General features: G+C 55.8%; 19 protein-coding genes. 13 read left to right on the top strand and 6 right to left on the bottom strand.

Annotated features, from left to right (window positions below):
* Positions 1-28: 28 nt before the first annotated feature.
* Together pdxJ and acpS are read left to right on the top strand one after the other, a co-directional pair.
* The gene (gene pdxJ / locus L462_RS10790; RefSeq protein ID WP_014171210.1) at positions 29-760 is read left to right on the top strand and encodes a pyridoxine 5'-phosphate synthase; all 732 of its coding nucleotides are present in this window, start codon (positions 29-31) and stop codon (positions 758-760) included.
* Positions 760-1,140 (top strand): holo-ACP synthase, encoded by a 381-nt coding sequence (gene acpS, locus L462_RS10795; protein ID WP_014171209.1) that lies wholly within the window; start codon positions 760-762, stop codon positions 1,138-1,140. The genes pdxJ and acpS overlap by 1 nt, the downstream gene beginning before the upstream one ends.
* On the opposite strand, the gene L462_RS10800 is transcribed toward acpS, so the two are convergent.
* A complete protein-coding gene (locus L462_RS10800) occupies positions 1,137-1,397 on the bottom strand; it encodes a YfhL family 4Fe-4S dicluster ferredoxin (RefSeq protein ID WP_032678702.1) in 261 nt (86 codons plus the stop codon). The genes acpS and L462_RS10800 overlap by 4 nt on opposite strands.
* Before the next feature lie 56 nt (positions 1,398-1,453).
* The gene (locus L462_RS10805; RefSeq protein WP_014171207.1) at positions 1,454-2,302 is read right to left on the bottom strand and encodes a MurR/RpiR family transcriptional regulator; all 849 of its coding nucleotides are present in this window, start codon (positions 2,300-2,302) and stop codon (positions 1,454-1,456) included.
* A gap of 118 nt (positions 2,303-2,420) precedes the next feature.
* On the opposite strand from L462_RS10805, the gene murQ reads away from it, so the two are divergent.
* The 4 genes from murQ to tadA are packed head-to-tail and all read left to right on the top strand — an operon-like array spanning position 2,421 to position 5,890.
* The gene (murQ, locus tag L462_RS10810; protein WP_014171205.1) at positions 2,421-3,314 is read left to right on the top strand and encodes an N-acetylmuramic acid 6-phosphate etherase; all 894 of its coding nucleotides are present in this window, start codon (positions 2,421-2,423) and stop codon (positions 3,312-3,314) included.
* Between the two features lie 11 nt (positions 3,315-3,325).
* Positions 3,326-4,687 carry a PTS transporter subunit EIIC gene (locus L462_RS10815; RefSeq protein WP_014171204.1) on the top strand — a complete coding sequence of 454 codons (1,362 nt, stop codon included), beginning with the start codon at positions 3,326-3,328 and terminating at the stop codon, positions 4,685-4,687.
* 3 nt (positions 4,688-4,690) lie between these two features.
* Positions 4,691-5,326, top strand: a complete 636-nt coding sequence (gene yfhb, locus L462_RS10820) for a phosphatidylglycerophosphatase C (protein WP_020883009.1) — start codon at positions 4,691-4,693, stop codon at positions 5,324-5,326.
* Between the two features lie 24 nt (positions 5,327-5,350).
* Positions 5,351-5,890, top strand: a complete 540-nt coding sequence (gene tadA / locus L462_RS10825) for a tRNA adenosine(34) deaminase TadA (protein ID WP_020883010.1) — start codon at positions 5,351-5,353, stop codon at positions 5,888-5,890.
* On the opposite strand, the gene mltF is transcribed toward tadA, so the two are convergent.
* Complete coding sequence (gene mltF / locus L462_RS10830) at positions 5,778-7,328, bottom strand: membrane-bound lytic murein transglycosylase MltF (RefSeq protein ID WP_014171200.1); 1,551 nt, start codon at positions 7,326-7,328, stop codon at positions 5,778-5,780. The genes tadA and mltF overlap by 113 nt on opposite strands.
* 267 nt (positions 7,329-7,595) lie before the next feature.
* On the opposite strand from mltF, the gene purL reads away from it, so the two are divergent.
* From purL to glnB, 5 genes are all read left to right on the top strand, one after another.
* Complete coding sequence (gene purL / locus L462_RS10835) at positions 7,596-11,483, top strand: phosphoribosylformylglycinamidine synthase (protein ID WP_032678701.1); 3,888 nt, start codon at positions 7,596-7,598, stop codon at positions 11,481-11,483.
* Between the two features lie 534 nt (positions 11,484-12,017).
* Entirely contained in the window at positions 12,018-13,445 is a 1,428-nt protein-coding gene (qseE, locus tag L462_RS10840; protein WP_025203453.1) for a two component system sensor histidine kinase QseE/GlrK, read from the top strand.
* 1 nt (position 13,446) lies between these two features.
* Positions 13,447-14,196, top strand: a complete 750-nt coding sequence (gene qseG, locus L462_RS10845; protein ID WP_025203454.1) for a two-component system QseEF-associated lipoprotein QseG — start codon at positions 13,447-13,449, stop codon at positions 14,194-14,196.
* Positions 14,193-15,530 carry a two-component system response regulator GlrR gene (glrR, locus tag L462_RS10850; RefSeq protein WP_032678699.1) on the top strand — a complete coding sequence of 446 codons (1,338 nt, stop codon included), beginning with the start codon at positions 14,193-14,195 and terminating at the stop codon, positions 15,528-15,530. Before qseG ends, glrR begins: the two co-directional genes overlap by 4 nt.
* Positions 15,531-15,610: 80 nt before the next feature.
* Positions 15,611-15,949, top strand: a complete 339-nt coding sequence (gene glnB / locus L462_RS10855) for a nitrogen regulatory protein P-II (RefSeq protein WP_003860685.1) — start codon at positions 15,611-15,613, stop codon at positions 15,947-15,949.
* Between the two features lie 94 nt (positions 15,950-16,043).
* Here glnB and hmpA read toward each other — a convergent pair whose 3' ends face one another.
* Entirely contained in the window at positions 16,044-17,234 is a 1,191-nt protein-coding gene (hmpA, locus tag L462_RS10860) for an NO-inducible flavohemoprotein (RefSeq protein WP_032678698.1), read from the bottom strand.
* Positions 17,235-17,538: 304 nt separating this feature from the next.
* Here hmpA and glyA point away from each other — a divergent pair, with 304 nt between their 5' ends.
* Positions 17,539-18,792, top strand: coding sequence for a serine hydroxymethyltransferase (gene glyA / locus L462_RS10865; protein ID WP_032678697.1), 1,254 nt, complete (start codon positions 17,539-17,541; stop codon positions 18,790-18,792).
* Positions 18,793-18,845: 53 nt separating this feature from the next.
* On the opposite strand, the gene L462_RS10870 is transcribed toward glyA, so the two are convergent.
* Complete coding sequence (locus tag L462_RS10870) at positions 18,846-19,268, bottom strand: DoxX family protein (RefSeq protein WP_014171191.1); 423 nt, start codon at positions 19,266-19,268, stop codon at positions 18,846-18,848.
* Between the two features lie 173 nt (positions 19,269-19,441).
* On the opposite strand from L462_RS10870, the gene L462_RS10875 reads away from it, so the two are divergent.
* Positions 19,442-20,581 carry a 3-phenylpropionate MFS transporter gene (locus L462_RS10875; RefSeq protein ID WP_032678696.1) on the top strand — a complete coding sequence of 380 codons (1,140 nt, stop codon included), beginning with the start codon at positions 19,442-19,444 and terminating at the stop codon, positions 20,579-20,581.
* On the opposite strand, the gene csiE is transcribed toward L462_RS10875, so the two are convergent.
* Complete coding sequence (csiE, locus tag L462_RS10880; protein WP_014171189.1) at positions 20,582-21,859, bottom strand: stationary phase inducible protein CsiE; 1,278 nt, start codon at positions 21,857-21,859, stop codon at positions 20,582-20,584.
* Between the last annotated feature and the right edge of the window lie 104 nt (positions 21,860-21,963).

Raw genomic sequence — 21,963 nt, 5'->3', positions numbered from 1 at the left:
GACACGAACTAAAATACCGAGGATTGTCATGGCTGAATTACTGTTAGGCGTCAACATTGATCACATCGCCACGCTGCGTAATGCACGCGGCACGGCTTATCCCGATCCGGTTCAGGCGGCGTTCATCGCTGAGCAGGCTGGCGCCGATGGCATTACCGTTCACCTGCGTGAAGACCGCCGTCATATTACCGACCGCGATGTGCGCATTTTGCGTCAGACGCTGGACACCCGCATGAACCTGGAGATGGCGGTCACGGAAGAGATGCTGACGATTGCCTGCGAGACGAAGCCGCATTTCTGCTGCCTGGTACCGGAAAAACGTCAGGAAGTGACCACCGAAGGGGGCCTGGACGTGGCGGGTCAACGCGACAAAATGCGTGATGCCTGCAAGCGTCTGGCTGAGGCAGGTATCCTGGTCTCTCTGTTCATCGACGCCGATGTAGCACAGATCAAAGCGGCTGCCGAAGTGGGCGCGCCCTATATTGAAATTCATACCGGCTGTTACGCTGATGCGAAAGACGAAACTACGCAGGCCAAAGAGCTGGAGCGTATCGCCAATGCGGCCACCTATGCCGCGAGCCTGGGGCTGAAAGTTAACGCCGGGCATGGCCTGACCTACCATAACGTCAAGGCCATTGCAGCCCTGCCAGAAATGCATGAGCTGAATATCGGCCACGCTATTATTGGCCGTGCGGTAATGAGTGGCCTGAAAGAGGCGGTCTCAGAAATGAAACGCCTGATGCTGGAAGCGCGTCAGTAATGGCTATTCTGGGCTTAGGCACCGATATCGTTGAAATAGCCCGCATTGAAGCGGTGATCGCCCGTAGCGGCGATCGCCTGGCACGACGCGTGTTGAGCGATAACGAATGGGCCATCTGGGAGACGCATCAGCAGCCGGTACGTTTTCTGGCCAAGCGCTTTGCCGTCAAAGAGGCGGCAGCCAAAGCCTTCGGCACCGGTATTCGTAACGGTCTGGCGTTTAACCAGTTTGAAGTGTTTAACGATGAGCTGGGTAAACCGCGCCTGCGTTTATGGGGTGAGGCGCAAACGCTGGCAGAGAAACTCGGCGTAAATCACATGCACGTGACGCTCGCCGATGAACGCCACTACGCCTGCGCGACGGTGATTATCGAAAGTTAAAGTTTGTCCGCGTGATGCAGCAGGACAAACTTATCCCAAAGCTGCTCTTCGCTCTCGACGTGTGCCGGATCCTTCAGGATGGTATTGGGGATTGGGCACACTTTCTGACAGGTCGGCGTTTCGTAGTGGCCGATGCATTCAGTGCAGCGGTCGCTGTTAATCTCATAAATGCTCTCGCCCATCGAAATCGCCTGGTTCGGGCATTCCGGTTCGCACATATCGCAATTGATGCATTTTTTGGTGATTAACAGCGTCATCAGGAAATTCTCAGAAACAACACAAACAGGGCGGGCATTATACGCTCATTACCTGTTCAAACCAGTTTTTTTACCAGCTCTTCACTGTGCCGGATACGCTCTGGCGCGTGCTCCAGATCCTGTTGCACCAGGGCCATAAACAGCAGGTCGGTCAACATCATCTGCGCACTTGTCGAGGAGATCGCCGCGCTGCGCGTGGCCTGCTCTTCCGCGATAGTATATAAACAGCGCGTAGCCCGCTGCTGCAGCGCGTTGGGAGTAAACCCGGTGATGGCCAGAATCTTACCGCCTACGCGTAAGGCTTCATCGGTAGCCATATTGATCTCGCGGCGTTCGCCGGAATAGGAGATCGCCAGCAGCAGATCGTTAGCATCCATCGCCTGCACGGTCGCCAGCAGGGCGTGCATATCCTGCTCGACAATGGCGTTGTAACCTATTTTTGTCAGCTTCCAGCCAAAGTTACGTGCCACCAGTCCGGACGCGCCTATCCCGGTCAAAATAATACGTCGCGCTGCACGCAGCATCGCCACGCTTTCCAGTAATTTTTCTTCGGTATTCACATCAAGGGTGGCATGCATGGCCGCGACATTCTCTTTGATGAGCTTCTCTCCCACCAGACGCATCGGGTCATCGCCACGAATCTGATTATGTACCGGCATCGACTGCGGATTGGGGTTACTCACCAGGGCTTCGCTAATCGCCAGCTTGAGAGCCGGGAAGCCTTTAAAGCCAATCTTCTGGGCAAATTTTACCACGCTCGACTGACTCACTCCGGCCTCGCTCGCCAGCTGCTGCGAGCTGAGATGGCGGGCATGGTCGGGCTGAGAGAGCAGAAAATCCGCCAGTTTTTTGTCGCTTTGAGCAAAGCCTGCATACCGCTGGCGAATGCGAATTAAACAGTTCATAGGTTCTCCTGGCGAAATTGTGATTGTCTGCGCAAATACGAATTTTGCTCGCCTGAATGAATTTTATATTCCATTATAGTGAGATTATTATGAATTAAAAATTCTTGAGGTACAAAAGATGAATCTTGGCTCACTTGTTTCTGAAACGCGTAACCCACAAACCATGGATCTGGATGCGCTCAGCACCCTGGAGCTGGTTAACCGTTTTAATCAACAGGATACGCTGGTCGCGCAGGCAGTGAAAGAGACATTACCCGAGGTGGCGAAAGCTGTCGATGCGGCGGCGGAAGCACTGAAGGCCGGTGGTCGCATTATCTACATGGGCGCCGGAACCAGCGGGCGTCTTGGTGTGCTGGATGCCTCTGAATGCCCGCCAACGTTTGGTGTGCCGCACGGTCTGGTGGTCGGGTTGATTGCTGGCGGCCCTGGCGCGCTGCTGAAAGCCGTGGAAGGGGCGGAAGATAACAAACAGCTCGGCGAGGATGACCTGAAGGGGCTAAATCTGACCGCTCAGGATCTGGTTGTTGGGCTGGCGGCCTCCGGGCGTACGCCGTACGTTATCGGCGGTCTGGAGTATGCCAACAAGACGGGCTGTACCACGGTGGCGATTTCCTGTAATCCTGGCTCGCCGATTGCGCAGGTCGCTGCTATCGCTATCTCTCCGGTTGTCGGCCCGGAAGCGTTAACCGGCTCTACGCGTCTGAAATCCGGCACCGCGCAAAAGCTGGTGCTCAACATGATCTCCACTGGCGCGATGGTGAAGTTTGGCAAGGTTTATCAGAACCTGATGGTGGATATGCAAGCGACCAACGTCAAGCTGGTGGACAGAGCCTGCCGTATGGTCATGGAGGCGACGGGAGCAAGCCGCGAAGAGGCGGAAGCGGTACTGAAACAAACCGATCACGATGTTAAACCGGCCATTCTGATGATCCTGAGCGGACTGGACGCTGCGGCCGCCAGAGCAAGGCTCAATGCCCATAACGGGTTCTTACGGGCGGCATTAGAAAACTAACAGAGGCGTGTATGGACAAAACAGCAGCGCTCGCCAGCGATATCCTGCAGGGGATCGGTGGGGAAAAAAATATTCAGCGTCTGGAAAACTGCATGACGCGCGTGCGCGTCGAGGTACATAACGACGAGCAGCTTGATGTGCCGCGTCTGAAGCAGCTTTCCGGCGTGAGTGGTTACGTTAAACAGGGGCAACAGCACCAGCTGATTGTCGGGCCGGGAAAGGCGGCGCAGGTTGTGGATGCCATGCGTGCGCTGATGGTCGGCGGCGAGAGCGTGGCGATCGATGACGTCGAACGTACGAAGGCGCAGGCAAAGGCCCGATACAAAGCCCCCATGAGCGATGCGCTGCGACAACTGGCCAACGTCTTTATTCCGCTGATCCCGGCGTTTATTGCCTCTGGCTTAATCACCGGGATCATCAATATTCTTAAGCGTCCGGATATCGTAGGGGACTTCGCGACCCAGTATCCTAATTTATTAGGCATTCTCGGGATTTTCGGCAGCGCCGTGTTTGCCATCATGAACATTCTGGTGGGGGTCAACACCGCGAAGGTCTTTGGCGGCTCGCTGGCCATGGGCGGGGTGATGGCAGGTATTCTGTCCAGCCCACAACTGGCGCAGATAACCCTGTTTGGTGAGGCGCTCCAGCCTGGCCGCGGCGGGGTGATTGCCGTGCTGCTGGTGGTCATCCTGATGTGCTGGATCGAGAAGAAACTGCGCACCCTCCTGCCTGGATCAATTGAGCTGATCCTCAATCCACTGTTAACGACGTTGATCACCGGCAGCGTGGCTATTGTGGCGTTGCAACCGCTGGGAGGCTGGATCTCTGAGGCCATCGCCCATGGCGCATCGCTGGCTATCGATCGCGGCGGTCTGTTAGTGGGGGCCGTGCTGTCAGGCACCTTCTTGCCGCTGGTACTGACCGGTCTGCATCAGGGGCTGGTGCCGATCCACGTCGAGCTGGTACAGGCGCACGGTTACAACGCGCTGCTGCCCATCCTGTCGATGGCTGGCGTGGGGCAGGTCGGGGCGGCGATTGCCGTACTGATGAAAACCCGCAACGCGCGGCTGAAAAAAGTGATCAAAGGTGCGCTGCCGGTCGGATTACTCGGAATTGGCGAGCCGCTGATTTTCGGCGTCACGCTGCCGCTGGGGAAACCGTTCCTCGGTGCTTGCCTGGGAGGGGCGGTAGGCGGAGCGCTGATCAGCTACTGGAAAGTGGCAACGGTGATCACCTTCGGGATCTCCGGGCTGCCGCTGGCGCTCACCATCGTGACCGGAAAAGTTATGCTCTATCTGTTAGGCTATCTGGTAGCGGTGATCGCCGGGTTCCTGTTTACCTGGCTGTTAGGATTCAACGATCCAGAGGAGTAAGGTTTGGCAAATCACGAGCGTCGCGTTGTTTTTTTCGACCTGGACGGTACGCTGCATCAGCAGGATATGTTTGGTACGTTTATGCGCTACCTGCTGCGGCGTCAGCCTTTGAATGCGCTGCTCGTATTACCTCTGTTACCCGTAATTGGCATTGCGCTGCTGCTAAAAGGCCGGGCAGCGCGCTGGCCAATGAGCCTGTTGCTCTGGGGCTGTACCTTTGGACGCAGCGAAGCGCGGCTTAAACAGCTTCAGCAGGATTTTGTGCACTGGTTTCGCGGACATGTGACCGCGTTTCCGGTTGTTCAGGCAAGGCTTACCAGCTATCTCGACGCGAACGATGCCGACATCTGGTTGATTACCGGATCCCCGCAAGCGCTGGTGGAACAGGTCTATTATGATACCCCGTGGCTGCCGCGGGTGAATCTTATCGCCACGCAAATTACCCGCGGGTACGGCGGATGGGTACTGACCATGCGCTGCCTGGGACATGAAAAGGTGGTGCAACTGGAGAAGCGAATCGGTACGCCACTGCGTCTTTACAGCGGCTACAGCGACAGTAAGCAGGACAACCCACTGCTCTATTTTTGCCAGCATCGCTGGCGCGTCACGCCCGCAGGCGAACTTCAGCAACTCGAATAGTCTTATCTATAGCGGGTGTGTATAATGCCGCCCGCTTTTAGACTGGAGTATCAACCGTTGTGCAACCCTGAACGCGATCATGAATACTGGATGCGCCATGCGCTTACGCTTGCCCAGCGCGCCTGGGACGAGGGGGAAGTGCCCGTGGGTGCTGTGCTTGTCCACAATAACCAGGTGATAGGGGAAGGGTGGAACCGCCCGATTGGCCGTCACGATCCGACTGCGCACGCTGAAATCATGGCCCTTCGTCAGGGCGGAATGGTGCTGCAAAACTATCGTCTGCTTGATACCACGCTGTATGTCACGCTTGAGCCGTGCGTTATGTGTTCCGGCGCGATGGTGCATAGCCGTATCGGCACGCTGGTCTTTGGCGCGCGGGATGAAAAAACCGGAGCGGCCGGTTCGCTGATGGACGTACTGGGACACCCGGGGATGAACCACCAGGTGCAGACTATCGGTGGGGTACTTGCACCAGAGTGTGCGGGGCTATTAAGTGATTTCTTTCGAATGCGCCGTCAGCAGAAAAAGCAACAAAAGGCAGAATTGAAGTTGTCGGGCGAGTAAGTTCGTCCGGTGCCACCACCGGATAACTCTGGGCCAGTTGGTTTGCTTCTGCCGCCTCTTTTTCCTTCTCCAGCAGATAACCCACCAGGCTAATCTGATATTTACGGATATTTTCCACGTAGGCGTAGGCTTCATGCCCGCGCGCGTAACCGTAGGTCAGCTTGTTGTACCACGGCTTCTGGCTCAGCAGCGGCAGGCGCTGTTTTACGTCTGACCAGCTGTCCGGGTTACCTTTCGTTTTCGCCGTCAGCGCGCGCGCGTCAAGCATGTGCGCGTAACCCATGTTATAGGCTGCCAGTGCAAACCAGATCCGTTCCTCTTCAGGCACCGTCTCCGGTACTTTGCCCATCATATCCTGCAGATACCGTGCGCCGCCGCTGATGCTCTGTTCTGCATCGGTGCGGTCGGTCAGACCAAGGCTCTGAGCGGTATTTTTAGTGAGCATCATTAAGCCGCGAACGCCAGTGGGCGAGGTGGCCTGAGTATCCCAGTGGGATTCCTGATAAGAGATCGCTGCCAGTAATCGCCAGTCGATCTCCTGGGCATACTTCTCAAATAACGGCTGCAGGTCTGGCAGCACGCTATCGACCGCGCGCAAGAAGCTTCGGGTGTCGACGTAATCAAAATCGTCACCGTGGCCGAGGTATTTCTCTTCCAGACGCGCCAGCGTACCGTCTTCATTGATGGTGTTGAAGAAATCGAGCATCGCCGCAGAGAGGGTCTGATCGTCATCAAGCTGGCTAAACCAGGTCACCGGCTGTTCGTCTGTCACGTCCAGCGCCACCGCAATTTCGGGGTGCACGCGCTGGAAAAGGCTGATCGCGACCGAATCAGCGATGGTATAGGGCAGTTTTTTATCTTTTACCTGGTCCAGCAGCTCAGTCGTACCGAGCTTAGGATCAACCGTCCAGCTCAGGTCCGGGAATTTCTTCTCCTTGAGCTCACGCAGATCGTCAATCACGACGTGGCCCGGGGCGATGGTCAACTGTTGAGCATTAATCGCCGCCAGCGTTCGCGGGCGCAGGCTCCCGACCCGGTAGACCAGCTGTTGCGAAACGGAGTAGTAGGTTGGGCCTGGCTGATAGTTCTTGCTGCGCTCGCTGTTGTAAACCAGCCCGGCCGCAAGGATATCGGCATCGTTGTTATCCAGGTCATCAAACAGCTGGCTGATATTCTGACGGACGGTAATTTTGAGCTTCACGCCAAGATAGTCGGCAAACTGCTGCGCCAGTTCATAATCCAGGCCAATCGTTTTGCCGTTAATGTCGCTGTAAATCAGCGGCGAGTTGAGGGTACTGACACGCAATTCCCCCCGCTCCTGTATGGCGGCGATACGGTTTTCGGCTTTACCGAACCAGGGGATGGAAGGCCAGAGGGCCACTGCCAGCAGCAACGTTACAATGCCGATGAGCAGATAATTAATCTTTAATTTTTTCAATTAGTTAATTCTCTGCGACGCCGGGTGCCTCAGTATGCTGTAGCCATGTTAAGAATAAGGTTTGCCATTGAATGAGCGGCATTTTGCGTAAAGTTACGCCACTTGGCAACAAATTAGAGAGAGAGGTCACATCTATTGTTAAACGTAAACGTTGATTTTATTTCGACGCAAACGGTTTCGTCGACGCTCAGGATTCTCTATAATGACGCCCGTTTTCCCCCCTTGCGCACACTGTAAGCGCCCCGGCGCTTCGAAGACGAGAGACTTATGATGGAAATTCTGCGTGGTTCGCCTGCACTGTCTGCCTTCCGTATCAATAAACTGCTGGCACGTTTTCAGGCAGCCGACCTTCCGGTAAGCAATATTTACGCTGAGTATGTCCATTTTGCTGACCTGAATGCACCCCTGAATGCAGAGGAGCGAGTACAGCTGGAACGCCTGCTCAAATATGGTCCAAGCCTGAGCAGCCATACGCCAACCGGCAAACTGATCCTTGCGACGCCTCGTCCAGGCACCATCTCCCCCTGGTCTTCCAAAGCCACCGACATCGCCCACAACTGTGGTCTGAACCAGATTAACCGTCTGGAGCGCGGCGTGGCGTACTACGTTGAAGCCTCTACCCTGACCGATGCGCAGTGGCAAACCGTTGCCGCTGAGCTGCACGACCGCATGATGGAGAGTGTCTTTGCCTCTCTGGACGATGCGCAGAAACTCTTCTCCCACCATCAGCCTGCGCCGGTACAGAGCGTCGATTTGCTGGGGCAGGGCCGTCAGGCGCTGATTGACGCCAACCTGCGTCTCGGTCTGGCACTGGCAGAAGACGAAATTGACTACCTGCAGGATGCGTTTGTTAAGCTGAACCGCAACCCGAACGACATCGAACTTTACATGTTCGCTCAGGCAAACTCTGAGCACTGCCGTCACAAGATTTTCAACGCCGACTGGATTATCGACGGTGAAGAGCAGCCGAAGTCGCTGTTCAAAATGATCAAAAACACCATGGAAAAAACGCCTGACCACGTGCTGTCTGCCTACAAAGACAACGCCGCGGTGATGGAAGGTTCTGACGTGGGCCGCTTCTTCGCCGATCGCGAAGCAGGGCGCTATGATTTCCATCAGGAGCCGGCGCATATCCTGATGAAAGTCGAAACGCATAACCACCCGACGGCGATCTCGCCGTGGCCTGGTGCGGCGACCGGGTCTGGCGGGGAAATCCGCGACGAAGGCGCAACCGGACGGGGTGCTAAACCAAAAGCCGGTCTGGTCGGTTTCTCCGTCTCCAACCTGCGCATCCCGGGCTTTGAGCAGCCGTGGGAAGAAGATTTCGGCAAGCCGGAACGTATTGTGACCGCGCTGGATATCATGACCGAAGGCCCACTGGGCGGGGCGGCGTTCAACAATGAATTTGGACGTCCTGCGCTGAACGGTTACTTCCGTACCTACGAAGAGAAAGTGGAGAGCCACAATGGCGAAGAGCTGCGCGGCTATCACAAACCGATCATGCTGGCTGGCGGGATCGGTAACATTCGCGCCGATCACGTGCAAAAAGGCGAGATCGTAGTTGGTGCGAAGCTGATCGTTCTGGGTGGCCCGGCAATGAACATCGGCCTGGGCGGCGGGGCTGCCTCCTCTATGACCTCCGGTCAGTCTGATGCGGATCTCGATTTTGCATCCGTACAGCGTGATAACCCGGAGATGGAACGCCGTTGCCAGGAGGTCATTGACCGCTGCTGGCAGCTGGGTGATGCCAACCCCATCCTCTTTATTCACGACGTAGGCGCGGGCGGTCTGTCCAACGCAATGCCGGAGCTGGTCAGTGACGGTGGTCGTGGCGGTCGTTTCAACCTGCGCGACATCCTGAGTGATGAGCCAGGCATGAGCCCGCTGGAAATCTGGTGTAACGAATCCCAGGAACGTTATGTTCTGGCCGTCGCTGCCGATCAGCTGCCGCTGTTTGACGAGCTGTGCCGCCGCGAGCGTGCCCCGTATGCCGTCATCGGTGAAGCGACCGAAGCGCTGCACCTGTCCCTGAGCGACACCCATTTCGACAACCAGCCGATCGATCTGCCGCTGGACGTGCTGCTCGGTAAAACGCCGAAGATGACCCGCGACGTTGAGACCCGTAAAGCAGCTGGCAAAGCGCTGGATCGTCAGGGTATTACCGTGGCTGACGCGGTCAATCGCGTTCTGCACCTGCCGGCCGTGGCGGAGAAAACCTTCCTGGTCACCATCGGCGACCGTACCGTGACCGGTATGGTGTCGCGCGATCAGATGGTTGGCCCGTGGCAGATCCCGGTGGCTAACTGTGCCGTCACCACCGCGAGTCTCGACAGCTTCTACGGTGAAGCGATGGCGCTGGGCGAACGTACCCCGGTCGCTCTGCTGGACTTCGCCGCGTCTGCTCGTCTGGCCGTTGGTGAAGCACTGACCAACATTGCCGCAACGCAGATTGGCGACATTAAACGTATCAAACTTTCCGCGAACTGGATGGCCGCAGCGGGCCACCCGGGCGAAGATGCGGGCCTGTATGAAGCCGTGAAGGCGGTGGGTGAAGAGCTCTGCCCGGCACTTGGCCTGACCATTCCGGTGGGTAAAGACTCCATGTCGATGAAGACCCGCTGGCAGGAGGGTAACGAGCAGCGCGAGATGACCTCTCCGCTGTCGCTGATCATCTCCGCGTTTGCCCGCGTAGAAGACGTGCGCCATACCGTGACGCCACAGCTGGTGACTGAAGATAACGCCCTGCTGCTGATTGACCTGGGTAAAGGCCATAACGCGCTGGGAGCGACCGCGCTGGCGCAGGTTTATCGTCAGCTGGGTGATAAGCCGGCAGATGTGCGTGATGTGGCGCAGTTAAAAGGTTTCTACGACGCCATCCAGGCCCTGGTGGCACAGCGTAAACTGCTGGCCTACCACGACCGTTCCGACGGTGGCCTGCTGGTTACTCTGGCTGAGATGGCCTTCACCGGCCACTGCGGCGTCGAAGCGAACATCGCGACGCTGGGCGAGGATCGTCTGGCGGCGCTGTTTAACGAAGAGCTGGGCGCGGTGATTCAGGTGCGTGCCGCAGATCGTGACGCGGTTGAAAGCGTACTGGCTCAGCACGGCCTGGCAGATTGCGTGCATTATCTGGGTAAAGCCGTGCAGGGCGACCGCTTTGTCATTGAAGCGGATGGCCACGCGGTGTTCAGCGAGAGCCGTTCTACCCTGCGTATGTGGTGGGCTGAAACCACCTGGCAGATGCAGCGCCTGCGTGACAACCCGGAGTGTGCCGATCAGGAACACAACGCGAAGGCTAACGACAACGATCCTGGCCTGAACGTGAAGCTCTCCTTCGACATCAACGAAGATATCGCCGCGCCGTACATTGCGACCGGCGCGCGTCCGAAAGTGGCCGTACTGCGTGAGCAGGGCGTCAACTCCCACGTTGAGATGGCTGCTGCCTTCTACCGTGCGGGCTTTGATGCCATCGACGTTCACATGAGCGACCTGCTGGCCGGGCGTACCGGTCTGGAAGATTTCCAGGCGCTGGTCGCCTGCGGTGGTTTCTCTTACGGCGACGTGCTGGGGGCAGGTGAGGGTTGGGCGAAGTCCATCCTCTTCAACAGCCGTGTTCGCGACGAGTTTGAAACCTTCTTCCACCGTCCGCAAACGCTGGCGCTGGGCGTATGTAATGGCTGTCAGATGATGTCCAACCTGCGCGAGCTGATCCCCGGTAGTGAAGCCTGGCCGCGCTTTGTGCGTAACCAGTCTGACCGCTTTGAAGCGCGTTTCAGCCTCGTGGAAGTGACCCAAAGCCCGTCTCTGCTGCTGCAGGGCATGGTAGGGTCTCAGATGCCAATCGCCGTTTCCCATGGCGAAGGCCAGGTTGAAGTGCGCGATGCAGCTCATCTGGCTCAGCTTGAAAGCAAAGGCCTGGTGGCGCTGCGCTTTGTCGATAATTTCGGCAAGGTGACAGAATCCTACCCGGCTAACCCGAACGGTTCGGTGAACGGTATCACTGCGGTGACCAGCGAAAGCGGTCGTGCGACCATTATGATGCCGCACCCGGAACGTGTGTTCCGTACCGTGAGCAACTCCTGGCACCCGGAAAACTGGGGCGAGGACAGCCCGTGGATGCGTATCTTCCGTAATGCGCGTAAACAGCTAGGTTAAGCGTACCGCTACTCCCACAGCAGGCCCGGTGCGCGAAAACGCCACCGGGCTTTTTTGTGCCTGTCGCAAAACCGCGACAATCCGCTATTCGTGGTGTCTCCAAAAGGAGACATTTAACTCATTGAATTGTATAGAGTGTGATGGGTTGTCGTTAAGGTGTTGCTTTTTAGCGACACTTAGCCTGGAAATCATTCAGCTGGCAATTAACGGCATAATTGCATAAAATAGTTAAATATCAACAAGATAATTTATTGTTTTGCATTATGGCACGAGTGTTGCATAATATTAATCAGTGGCTCATTCACCTTCTTATGTCAGCCCCTTCGGGACGTGCTACATAAACTTCGAATGACGCACAAAAAGGTGCCTGCCGTCCAACTACTGATCATAGCGTTGCTTTATCAGGCCAGGGCGAAACGTCGAGTTAGGCACCGCCTCATTCCATGACAAAGCCGGGTTTTTACCCGGCTTTGTTGTATCTGAAGGGCAGACTCAGTTACGCTCTCCTCAAACCCCGATAAAGAGAGTAATGCGTTGAAACGCTGGCCCGTTTTTCCTCGTTCCCTGCGACAGCTTGTCATGATGGCCTTTCTGCTGATCCTGCTGCCTTTGCTGATCCTGGCATGGCAGGCGTGGCAGAGTCTCAACGCGCTGAGTGCGCAGGCGGCACTGACTAACCGCACGACGCTGATCGACGCCCGACGCAGTGAAGCGATGACTAACGCCGCGCTGGAGATGGAACGCAGCTATCGGCAGTACTGCGTGCTTGACGATCCTACTCTGGAAAAGGTCTATCAGAATCAACGTAAACGCTACAGTGAAATGCTGGACGCCCATGCAGGGGTGCTGCCGGACGATAAGCTTTATCAGGCGTTACGTCAGGATTTGAACGATCTGGCGCAACTGCAGTGTAAGAACAGCGGCCCGGATGCCGCAGCGGCTGCCCGTCTGGAAGCCTTTGCGAATGCCAATACCGAGATGGTGCAGTCTACCCGCACGGTTATCTTCTCGCGCGGGCAACAGCTGCAGCAGGAGATTGCGGAACGTGGCCAGTTCTTTGGCTGGCAGGCGCTGGTGCTGTTCCTCGTCAGCCTCGGTCTTGTTCTGCTCTTTACCCGCATGATCATCGGCCCGGTGAAGGGTATCCAGCGCATGATTAACCGCCTGGGCGAGGGGAAGTCTCTCGGGGATACGGTCGCCTTTAAAGGTCCTCGCGAGTTGCGCTCCGTTGGCCAGCGCATTATCTGGCTTTCTGAACGTCTGGCATGGCTGGAATCCCAGCGCCATCAGTTCTTGCGTCATATTTCCCATGAGCTTAAAACGCCGCTTGCCAGCATGCGCGAAGGAACGGAACTGCTGGCAGATGAAGTGGCGGGGCCGCTTACGCCCGAACAGAAAGAGATTGTCGACATCCTGGATGCCAGCAGCCGCAATCTGCAAAAGCTGATTGAGCAACTGCTGGACTACAACCGCAAGCTGGCGGATGGCGCGGTGGTGCTGGAAAACGTCGATATTGCGCCGCTGGTGGATATGGTGATCTCCGCCCATAGCTTGCCAGCAAGAGCTAAAATGATGCATACCGGGGTGGAGCTCAGTGAGCCAACCTGCCTCGCGGAACCGATGCTGTTGATGAGCGTTCTGGATAATCTTTACTCCAATGCGGTGCACTATGGTACTGAATCCGGTAACATTTATATCCGAAGTTATACGAATGGTTCACGGGTGTTTATTGACGTCGCTAACACCGGCACTCCAATCCCTGATGACGAAAAAACCATGATCTTTGAACCCTTTTTCCAGGGAAGTCATCAGCGGAAAGGGGCGGTAAAAGGAAGTGGGCTGGGCCTGAGTATTGCCCGGGACTGCATACGACGCATGCAGGGTGAGCTGAAAATTGCCACGGACGAACGGTCAGATGTTTGCTTCCGTATTGAACTGCCCCTGAGCCGGAAAAATCAATGAAATGAATCTATGCCTGGTGAGTATGTCACACGTCTTTTCCCGCGCCGTGCGCGCGGTGTTTTCCAGCAATATGTTTCGCCTGAGCCTGCCCTGTTTATTTCTGGCGGGCTGTGTTTCCCATGTGCCGCAAAGTGCGATTAGCGATAAACAACAAGATAAATGGCCAGATAATCAGCTGGCAGATTTTCTGTCGACCCGCTGTGACGACATCTGGAATCTGTCGGGGCATGACGTCGAGAGCAATCCGCTGTTCTGGCTACGTGGAATAGATTGCGCTCAGCGTCTGGCGCCGGTCGAGGCGCGCTCGCAAGCGGCGATGCTCAATGACGATACCTGGCAGGACGCGTTCAAGCGTGGAATTTTACTCGCGGATGCGAAAATCACCCCCGTCGAGCGTCGCACCAACGTCACGCGGCTGGACACGTTTGTCGGAAATCTTCCGGCGCAGGTGCGCCCGGTGTATCAGCTCTGGCGTGATGGTCAGGCGTTACAACTGCAGTTGTCTGAAGAGCGTTTTCGCTACAGCAAATTACAGCAATCCACCGACAGCGAGCTTGATACGCTGCGCCAGCAGGAGCAGCACTTGCGTGCTCAACTGGATACCACGACGCGCAAGCTTGAAAACCTGACCGACATCGAAAGGCAGCTCTCGACGCGTAAACCGGCCGGAAATTATCTGCCTGACGCGCCAAAAGGGTCAGCCGCGACGCCAGACGGTGATGCGCAGAAACAAGAGGATGTGAAGCCATGACAAGCCGAAAACCTGCCCATCTCTTACTGGTGGATGACGATCCGGGGCTGTTAAAGCTGCTGGGGATGCGTCTGGTCAGTGAAGGCTACAGCGTGGTGACGGCGGAAAGCGGGCAGGAGGGGCTGAAAGTCCTGAGCCGCGAGAAGGTTGATCTGGTGATTAGCGACCTGCGAATGGATGAAATGGATGGCCTGCAGCTGTTCGCGGAGATCCAGAAGCAGCAGCCTGGCATGCCGGTGATCATCCTGACGGCGCACGGATCGATTCCGGATGCCGTTGCCGCGACGCAGCAGGGGGTATTCAGCTTCCTCACCAAGCCGGTAGATAAAGATGCCCTCTATAAGGCTATCGACAGCGCGCTTGAGCACGCGGCTCCGTCGAATGATGAAGCGTGGCGGGAGTCTATCGTCACCCGCAGCCCGATTATGCTGCGTCTGCTCGAACAGGCCCGGATGGTGGCACAGTCAGACGTTAGCGTGCTGATTAACGGCCAGAGCGGTACCGGGAAAGAGATCCTTGCCCAGGCTATCCATAACGCCAGCCCGCGCAGCAAAAACGCCTTTATCGCGATTAACTGTGGTGCGCTCCCTGAACAACTGCTTGAGTCTGAACTGTTTGGTCATGCCCGCGGGGCGTTCACCGGGGCGGTGAGCAGCCGGGAAGGGCTTTTCCAGGCGGCAGAAGGCGGCACACTTTTTCTGGACGAGATTGGCGATATGCCGGCACCGCTGCAGGTCAAATTGCTGCGTGTTTTGCAGGAGCGAAAAGTGCGCCCCCTCGGCAGTAACCGCGATATCGATATTAACGTGCGTATCATTTCGGCCACGCACCGCGATTTACCAAAAGTCATGGCGCGCAACGAGTTTCGTGAAGATCTCTACTACCGTCTGAACGTGGTGAACCTGAAAATTCCGGCACTGGCCGAGCGGGCGGAAGATATTCCGCTGCTGGCAAACCATCTTTTGCGCCAGGCGGCCGATCGGCATAAGCCTTTTGTCCGGGCGTTTTCCACCGATGCGATGAAACGGCTGATGGCTGCAAGCTGGCCGGGCAACGTGCGCCAGCTGGTGAACGTTATTGAACAGTGCGTGGCGCTGACCTCGTCACCCGTCATTAGCGACGCGCTGGTGGAGCAGGCGCTGGAAGGGGAAAACACCGCGCTGCCGACGTTTGCAGAAGCGCGTAATCAGTTCGAAATGAACTATCTGCGCAAGCTCCTGCAGATAACCAAAGGCAACGTAACCCATGCGGCGCGTATGGCCGGGCGCAACCGTACTGAGTTCTACAAGCTGCTCTCCCGCCATGAGCTGGAAGCAAACGATTTTAAAGAGTAGTACCGCAAAATCTGAATGAGTATGATACTGTGAGCAACCGATTACGAAGCAGCTTACAGGCAAGAGTTTAAGGACCCACCATGAAAAAGATTGATGCGATTATTAAACCTTTCAAACTGGATGATGTGCGTGAAGCGCTGGCGGAAGTGGGCATCACCGGGATGACAGTGACGGAAGTGAAAGGTTTTGGTCGCCAGAAGGGCCACACCGAACTTTACCGTGGCGCAGAGTACATGGTGGACTTTCTGCCAAAAGTGAAAATTGAAATCGTGGTGAGCGACGATATCGTGGATACCTGTGTGGATACCATTATCCGTACGGCGCAGACCGGCAAAATTGGCGACGGTAAAATCTTCGTCTTTGATGTGGCACGCGTGATCCGTATCCGTACCGGTGAAGAAGACGACGCCGCGATTTAATCGTCAGTACCTGATTCCTGATTCAGCCGGGTGGCGCTATGCTTACCCGGCCTGCAAAACTCACCGGCCGGGAAAGTGTAGCGCCATCGGGCGATTACAGTACTTTATGCGGCCCGAAACATTCGTAATGAATGTTGTCTTTATTCACACCCAACTCCACCAGCTGCTTCGTGGCATACTGCATAAACGCTACCGGTCCGCAGACGTAAAACTGCATCTCCGGCGCGCTGAATGCCCCTTCGTGCTGACTCAAATTCATGAGACCTTCGCTGTCAAAGCGTGCGGCTGCACGGTCGGCATCCGTCGGCAGACGATACCAGGTATGGGCGGTAAAGCGTGGCAGAGAGGAAGCCAGCGCATTCACTTCATCGGCAAACGCGTGCACTTCACCGTTCTCGGCGGCGTGGAACCAGTTTATCTGCGCGCTGTGGTTTGATTTAGCGAGGGTATCGAGCATCGCCAGCATTGGCGTCTGGCCCACCCCGGCTGAGATCAAGGTGACCGGCGTATTCGCCTCAACCGCCATAAAGAAATCGCCCGCAGGCGCGGCCAGATGAACCACATCACCCACGTTAGCCTCGTTATGCAGCCAGTTTGATACCTGGCCACCATCTTCGCGTTTTACGGCAATGCGATAACGTTTACCGTCTGGTTTGCGGGTCAGGGAGTACTGGCGAATCTCCTGGTGCGGGAAACCTTCAGGCTTCAGCCACACGCCCAGATACTGCCCCGGCTGATAATCAGCGACCGGCTTGCCATCCACCGGCTCGAACTCAAAACTGGTGATGAGCTGGCTGCGCGGCGTTTTCTCGACGATGCGGAAAGCGCGGGTACCTTCCCAGCCGCCTGCCTTACTGGCGTTTTCGCTGTAGATCTGTGCTTCACGGTTAATGAACACATTTGCCAGCACGCCGTAGGCTTTCCCCCACGCATCCAGCACCTCCTGGCCCGGGCTAAACATCTCATCCAGTGTGGCCAGCAGATGGCCGCCGACGATATTGTACTGCTCGGGTTTGATCTGGAAGCTGGTGTGCTTCTGCGCAATTTTTTCCACGGCAGGCAGCAACGCCGCCAGGTTTTCGATATTGCTGGCGTAGGCTGCGATGGCGTTGAACAGGGCTTCGCGCTGATCGCCGTTACGCTGGTTGCTCATGTTGAAAATCTCTTTCAACTCCGGGTTATGCGTAAACATACGATCGTAGAAATGGGCGGTGAGTTTCGGGCCGGTTTCGACCAGCAGGGGAATAGTGGCTTTAACTGTGGCGATGGTTTGAGCGTCGAGCATAGCAGCGTCCTTCAGTGGTGTTTTTAATGATGTATTTTAAATGCATCTTATAAAAAATACCCCTGCGTTGTAAATGGTTCTTTGCAACGTGAAAAATATGCATCACAAACCTGAAAAGAAATCCGTTGAAAATGATGAGGGCTTTATTCCTCAAACCCTTGCGTGGCGGGTAGGAAAACGTTTGCGTAAAATCGTTTGTCAAGACCTGTTATCACAGAACTAATCAGTTATACTGTTGCCCGTCGTCCAACAGGACTGCCTTTTCAGGCCAAAATTTTATTGTTAGCTGAGTCAGGAGATGCGGATGTTAAAGCGTGAAATGAACATTGCCGATTATGATGCCGAACTGTGGCAGGCTATGGAGCAGGAAAAAGTACGTCAGGAAGAGCACATCGAACTGATCGCCTCCGAAAACTACACCAGCCCGCGCGTAATGCAGGCGCAGGGTTCTCAGCTGACCAACAAATACGCTGAAGGTTACCCGGGCAAACGCTACTACGGCGGTTGCGAGTACGTTGATATCGTTGAGCAACTGGCCATCGATCGCGCTAAAGAACTGTTTGGCGCCGACTACGCTAACGTACAGCCGCACTCTGGCTCTCAGGCTAACTTCGCGGTCTACACCGCGCTGCTGCAACCGGGCGATACCGTTCTGGGTATGAACCTGGCGCAAGGCGGCCACCTGACTCACGGCTCTCCGGTTAACTTCTCAGGCAAACTGTACAACATCATTCCTTACGGCATTGATGAGTCCGGTAAAATTGACTACGAAGACATGGCGAAGCAGGCGCAGACCCACAAACCGAAGATGATTATCGGCGGTTTCTCTGCTTACTCCGGTATCGTTGACTGGGCAAAAATGCGTGAAATCGCTGACAGCATCGGTGCTTACCTGTTCGTTGACATGGCGCACGTTGCCGGCCTGATTGCTGCAGGCGTTTATCCGAACCCGGTTCCGCATGCTCACGTTGTGACCACCACCACGCACAAAACCCTGGCGGGCCCACGCGGTGGTTTGATTCTGGCAAAAGGTGGCGACGAAGAGCTGTACAAAAAGCTGAACTCTGCCGTATTCCCAAGCGCGCAGGGCGGCCCACTGATGCACGTTATCGCGGCGAAAGCGGTGGCGCTGAAAGAAGCGATGGAGCCAGAGTTTAAAGTTTACCAGCAGCAGGTTGCTAAAAACGCCAAAGCGATGGTGGAAGTCTTCCTGAACCGCGGTTACAAAGTGGTTTCCGGTGGTACTGAGAACCACCTGTTCCTGCTGGACCTGGTTGATAAAAACCTGACCGGTAAAGAAGCTGACGCTGCCCTTGGCCGTGCCAACATCACCGTGAACAAAAACAGCGTGCCAAACGATCCGAAGAGCCCGTTCGTGACCTCCGGTATCCGTATCGGTTCTCCGGCTGTTACTCGCCGCGGCTTTAAAGAAGCGGAAGTGAAAGAGCTGGCAGGCTGGATGTCTGACGTTCTGGACAATATCAATGACGAAGCGGTTATCGAGCGCGTTAAAGGTAAAGTTCTGGAAATCTGCGCACGCTTCCCGGTATACGCTTAATCTTTCTGTTTGCAGAAATAAAAAAGGCCGCGATTGCGGCCTTTTTTTATGGGTTAACGCCGGTCAAGGGAGAGGGCTCCCGGTCCCACTATCGCCAGTAAAATAAACGCTCCGGCAATACTGATATTCTTGTAGAAGTTAATCATATTCGGCATGACGGCATCACCGGTCATATCCCAGTAGTGGTGGCCGATAATCGCGGTACCCAGCGTGTAAAATACAAAGAGTACGGCAACAGGGCGGGTGAAAAAGCCCAGCACGATCAGAATGGCGGCAGGCACCTCCATTACCACCGCAATAATGGCCGCCAGCATGGGCATGGGTGTACCCAGCGACGTCATATATTGTACGGTCCCGCTAAACCCCGTCAGTTTTGGATAGCCGAAGATAATAAACAGTACGACAAGCGCGATACGACCTATTAACAGCAACAGGTGACGTGCCTGGCCGAAATCTAAATAGCGAAGTGAGTTCATGGCAGAAATACCTCTGCAAGTGGAGTAATTTAAACGTAATACACATTTTCATTCCCTGCCATAAGTCAGATGACTGCACAATATGTTAAATTTTCGTTAATTTATAGCAGACTATCGACTTGCTTAATTTTTGTATTCTCGCCAGACTATGGCCTCCATTTCGGGAGGGATTCATGGTCTTGCATTCCACGCGCTGGCTGGCGCTCAGTTATTTCACCTATTTCTTTAGCTACGGTATTTTTCTGCCTTTCTGGAGCGTCTGGCTCAAGGGGATCGGCCTGACGCCCGAGACCATAGGTATCCTGCTTGGCGCTGGTCTGGTGGCACGTTTCCTGGGAAGCCTGCTGATCGCACCGCGCGTCAGCGATCCCTCCTTGCTGATTAAGGCGGTACGCATTCTGGCGCTGTTGACGCTGGTCTTTGTCGCCTGTTTCTGGGTGAGCCACCAGTTTGCATGGCTGATGGTGGTGATGGTCGGTTTTAACCTCTTTTTCTCGCCGCTGGTTCCGCTGACGGATGCCCTGGCAAACACCTGGCAAAAACAGATAACGATGGATTATGGCCGCGTGCGGCTGTGGGGCTCAATTGCCTTTGTCATCGGCTCTGCACTGGTGGGTAAACTGGTTAGCCTTTACGATTACCGTGCGATCCTTGCGCTGCTGAGTATCGGCATTGCCTCCATGCTGCTGGGGATGCTGTTGCGTCCATCGGTAATGCCGCAAGGTGAGAGCCGTCATCAGGAAAGCGCCGGCTGGCCGGCCTGGCGAAGCCTGGTGGCACAAAGCTGGCGTTTCCTGGCCTGCGTCTGTCTGCTGCAGGGCGCGCACGCGGCGTACTATGGTTTCAGCGCCATCTACTGGCAGGGGGCAGGATACTCCGCATCTGCAGTGGGTTACCTGTGGTCGCTTGGTGTGGTCGCTGAAGTGATTATCTTCGCGCTGAGCAAAAAGCTGTTCCGGCGCTTCGGCGCGCGCGATCTGCTCCTGCTTTCTGCTGTCTGTGGTGTCGTACGGTGGGGCATTATGGGCTGGACGACGGAGCTGCCGTGGCTGATCGTGGCGCAAATTCTGCACTGCGGCACCTTCACGGTATGTCACCTGGCGGCTATGCGCTATATCGCCGCGCGTGAAGGCGGGGATGTCATTCGGTTGCAGTCGGTTTATTCGGCAGTGGCGATGGGCGGCAGCATTGCGGTGATGACGGTCTTTGCGGGCTTCCTTTACCAGCATCTGGGACACGGGGTCTTCTGGGTCATGGCGCTTGTCGCCCTACCGGCGATGTTCGTTCGTCCTAAAGTCGCCGCGCGCGCGTAGCTACGATTCCAGCATGGCGCGAATATGTTCTTGCTGCTGCGTGTTCAGCGTCTCAACGGCGTGGATCAGCGGTGGTGAGAACAGGGGCAGGGCGGTCGGATAAGGGGTGATGACCAGCGCCGCTTCGCGCGGTGCCCCCTCTTTCTGATAGGCCTGCAGTGTCTGATATCGAATGTTGAGCGGCAGCAACGTCAATTCGCGCAGTTGCTGCTCTATCACGTCCTCACAGGATTTATCCTCTCCCGTCAATAACACCACCTGCTTCTCATGCAGATCGGTCTCCTGCATCAGCCAGGCGCCGAAAATGACCGCCACCAGGCTCATCTCTTCATCAGAAAAACGCAGCCCGAATTCCGCTTCCAGCTCAAACAACGCCTCTTTGGTGGTGCGTAACAGGCGGGGGTAGAGACGATGGATCTCTTCCGGCAGGCTATTGTCGATGCCTATCTCAAACAGCGAACGGTCCAGCGCCTGGGCCAGATGAATATAAAGCTGGTCGGTCAGCCCCTGTTCATCGCTGAAGTTCATCCCGGTTTGCGCCCGAAAACGGGCGACCATGCGCACAATTGCCCGACGCAGGCGCTGATCCTGCTGATGCTTATCAAGCACAGGGTCAGGGGTGCGCAGCATCATAAACAGCAGTGCAAGAAACAGTTGTTCATCGCTGTGGGTCCCTTGTGGCACACGGCGTTTCCAGTGACGAACAATCTCCTGAGCGGTGAAATATTCCCCTCTTGATTGCGTCCAGTTACGCTGCACCGATGAAAACTGCGGGGTATTCCCCAGATGATGCTGCATCAGGCAATACTGCAGATAGAGCTGTAAAAACTGTACGTCCCGGCAATCAAACGGGCGCTGAAGCTTGCGCGAGCAGAAGCTGATCAACGCCCGCAGGTTGGTATCGTCATAGAGAGGCCGGGCAATGCCCTGCTGTTTAAGCGCGGTTTTCAGCGCGGGGGTAAACTGATGCGAAACGAATTGCGGACACAGCCGCATAGCCCTGCGCAGCCAGTGCAACAGGCATAAACGTTGATTCAGGGCTGAGCCTTCAATCCGGTAGCTACCGTCATGGTACGTGACGATGTCGAGCCGGTGATAGCGCTGGATTTCATCGCGCGTCTCGGCTATATCTTGCCGTGCCATAGCGTCGTCCACGCCATTGGCAGCGATAATGCTCTGTGCGGTAACGGCAGCATCGGGCAGGTAAAGCATTAAAAGCACCTGGCAGCGGCGCTGCGAACTGGAAAGCACAGATGGAATTTCAAGCGTCGTCATCATCTGTCGGGTATCCAGTGGGAATGTTTGATAAGAATAGCTAAAGGATGGGCGCTGAAAAGCGCGCCGGCAGGCCTTTCACTCAGGATTGCTGGCGAACATCACAG

Source organism: Enterobacter sp. BIDMC 26 (genome assembly GCF_000534435.1).
In the GTDB taxonomy this organism is placed as follows: domain Bacteria; phylum Pseudomonadota; class Gammaproteobacteria; order Enterobacterales; family Enterobacteriaceae; genus Enterobacter; species Enterobacter ludwigii.
Note: the sequence above shows the minus strand (reverse complement) of the source record. Positions and strands in the feature narration are given on the sequence as shown.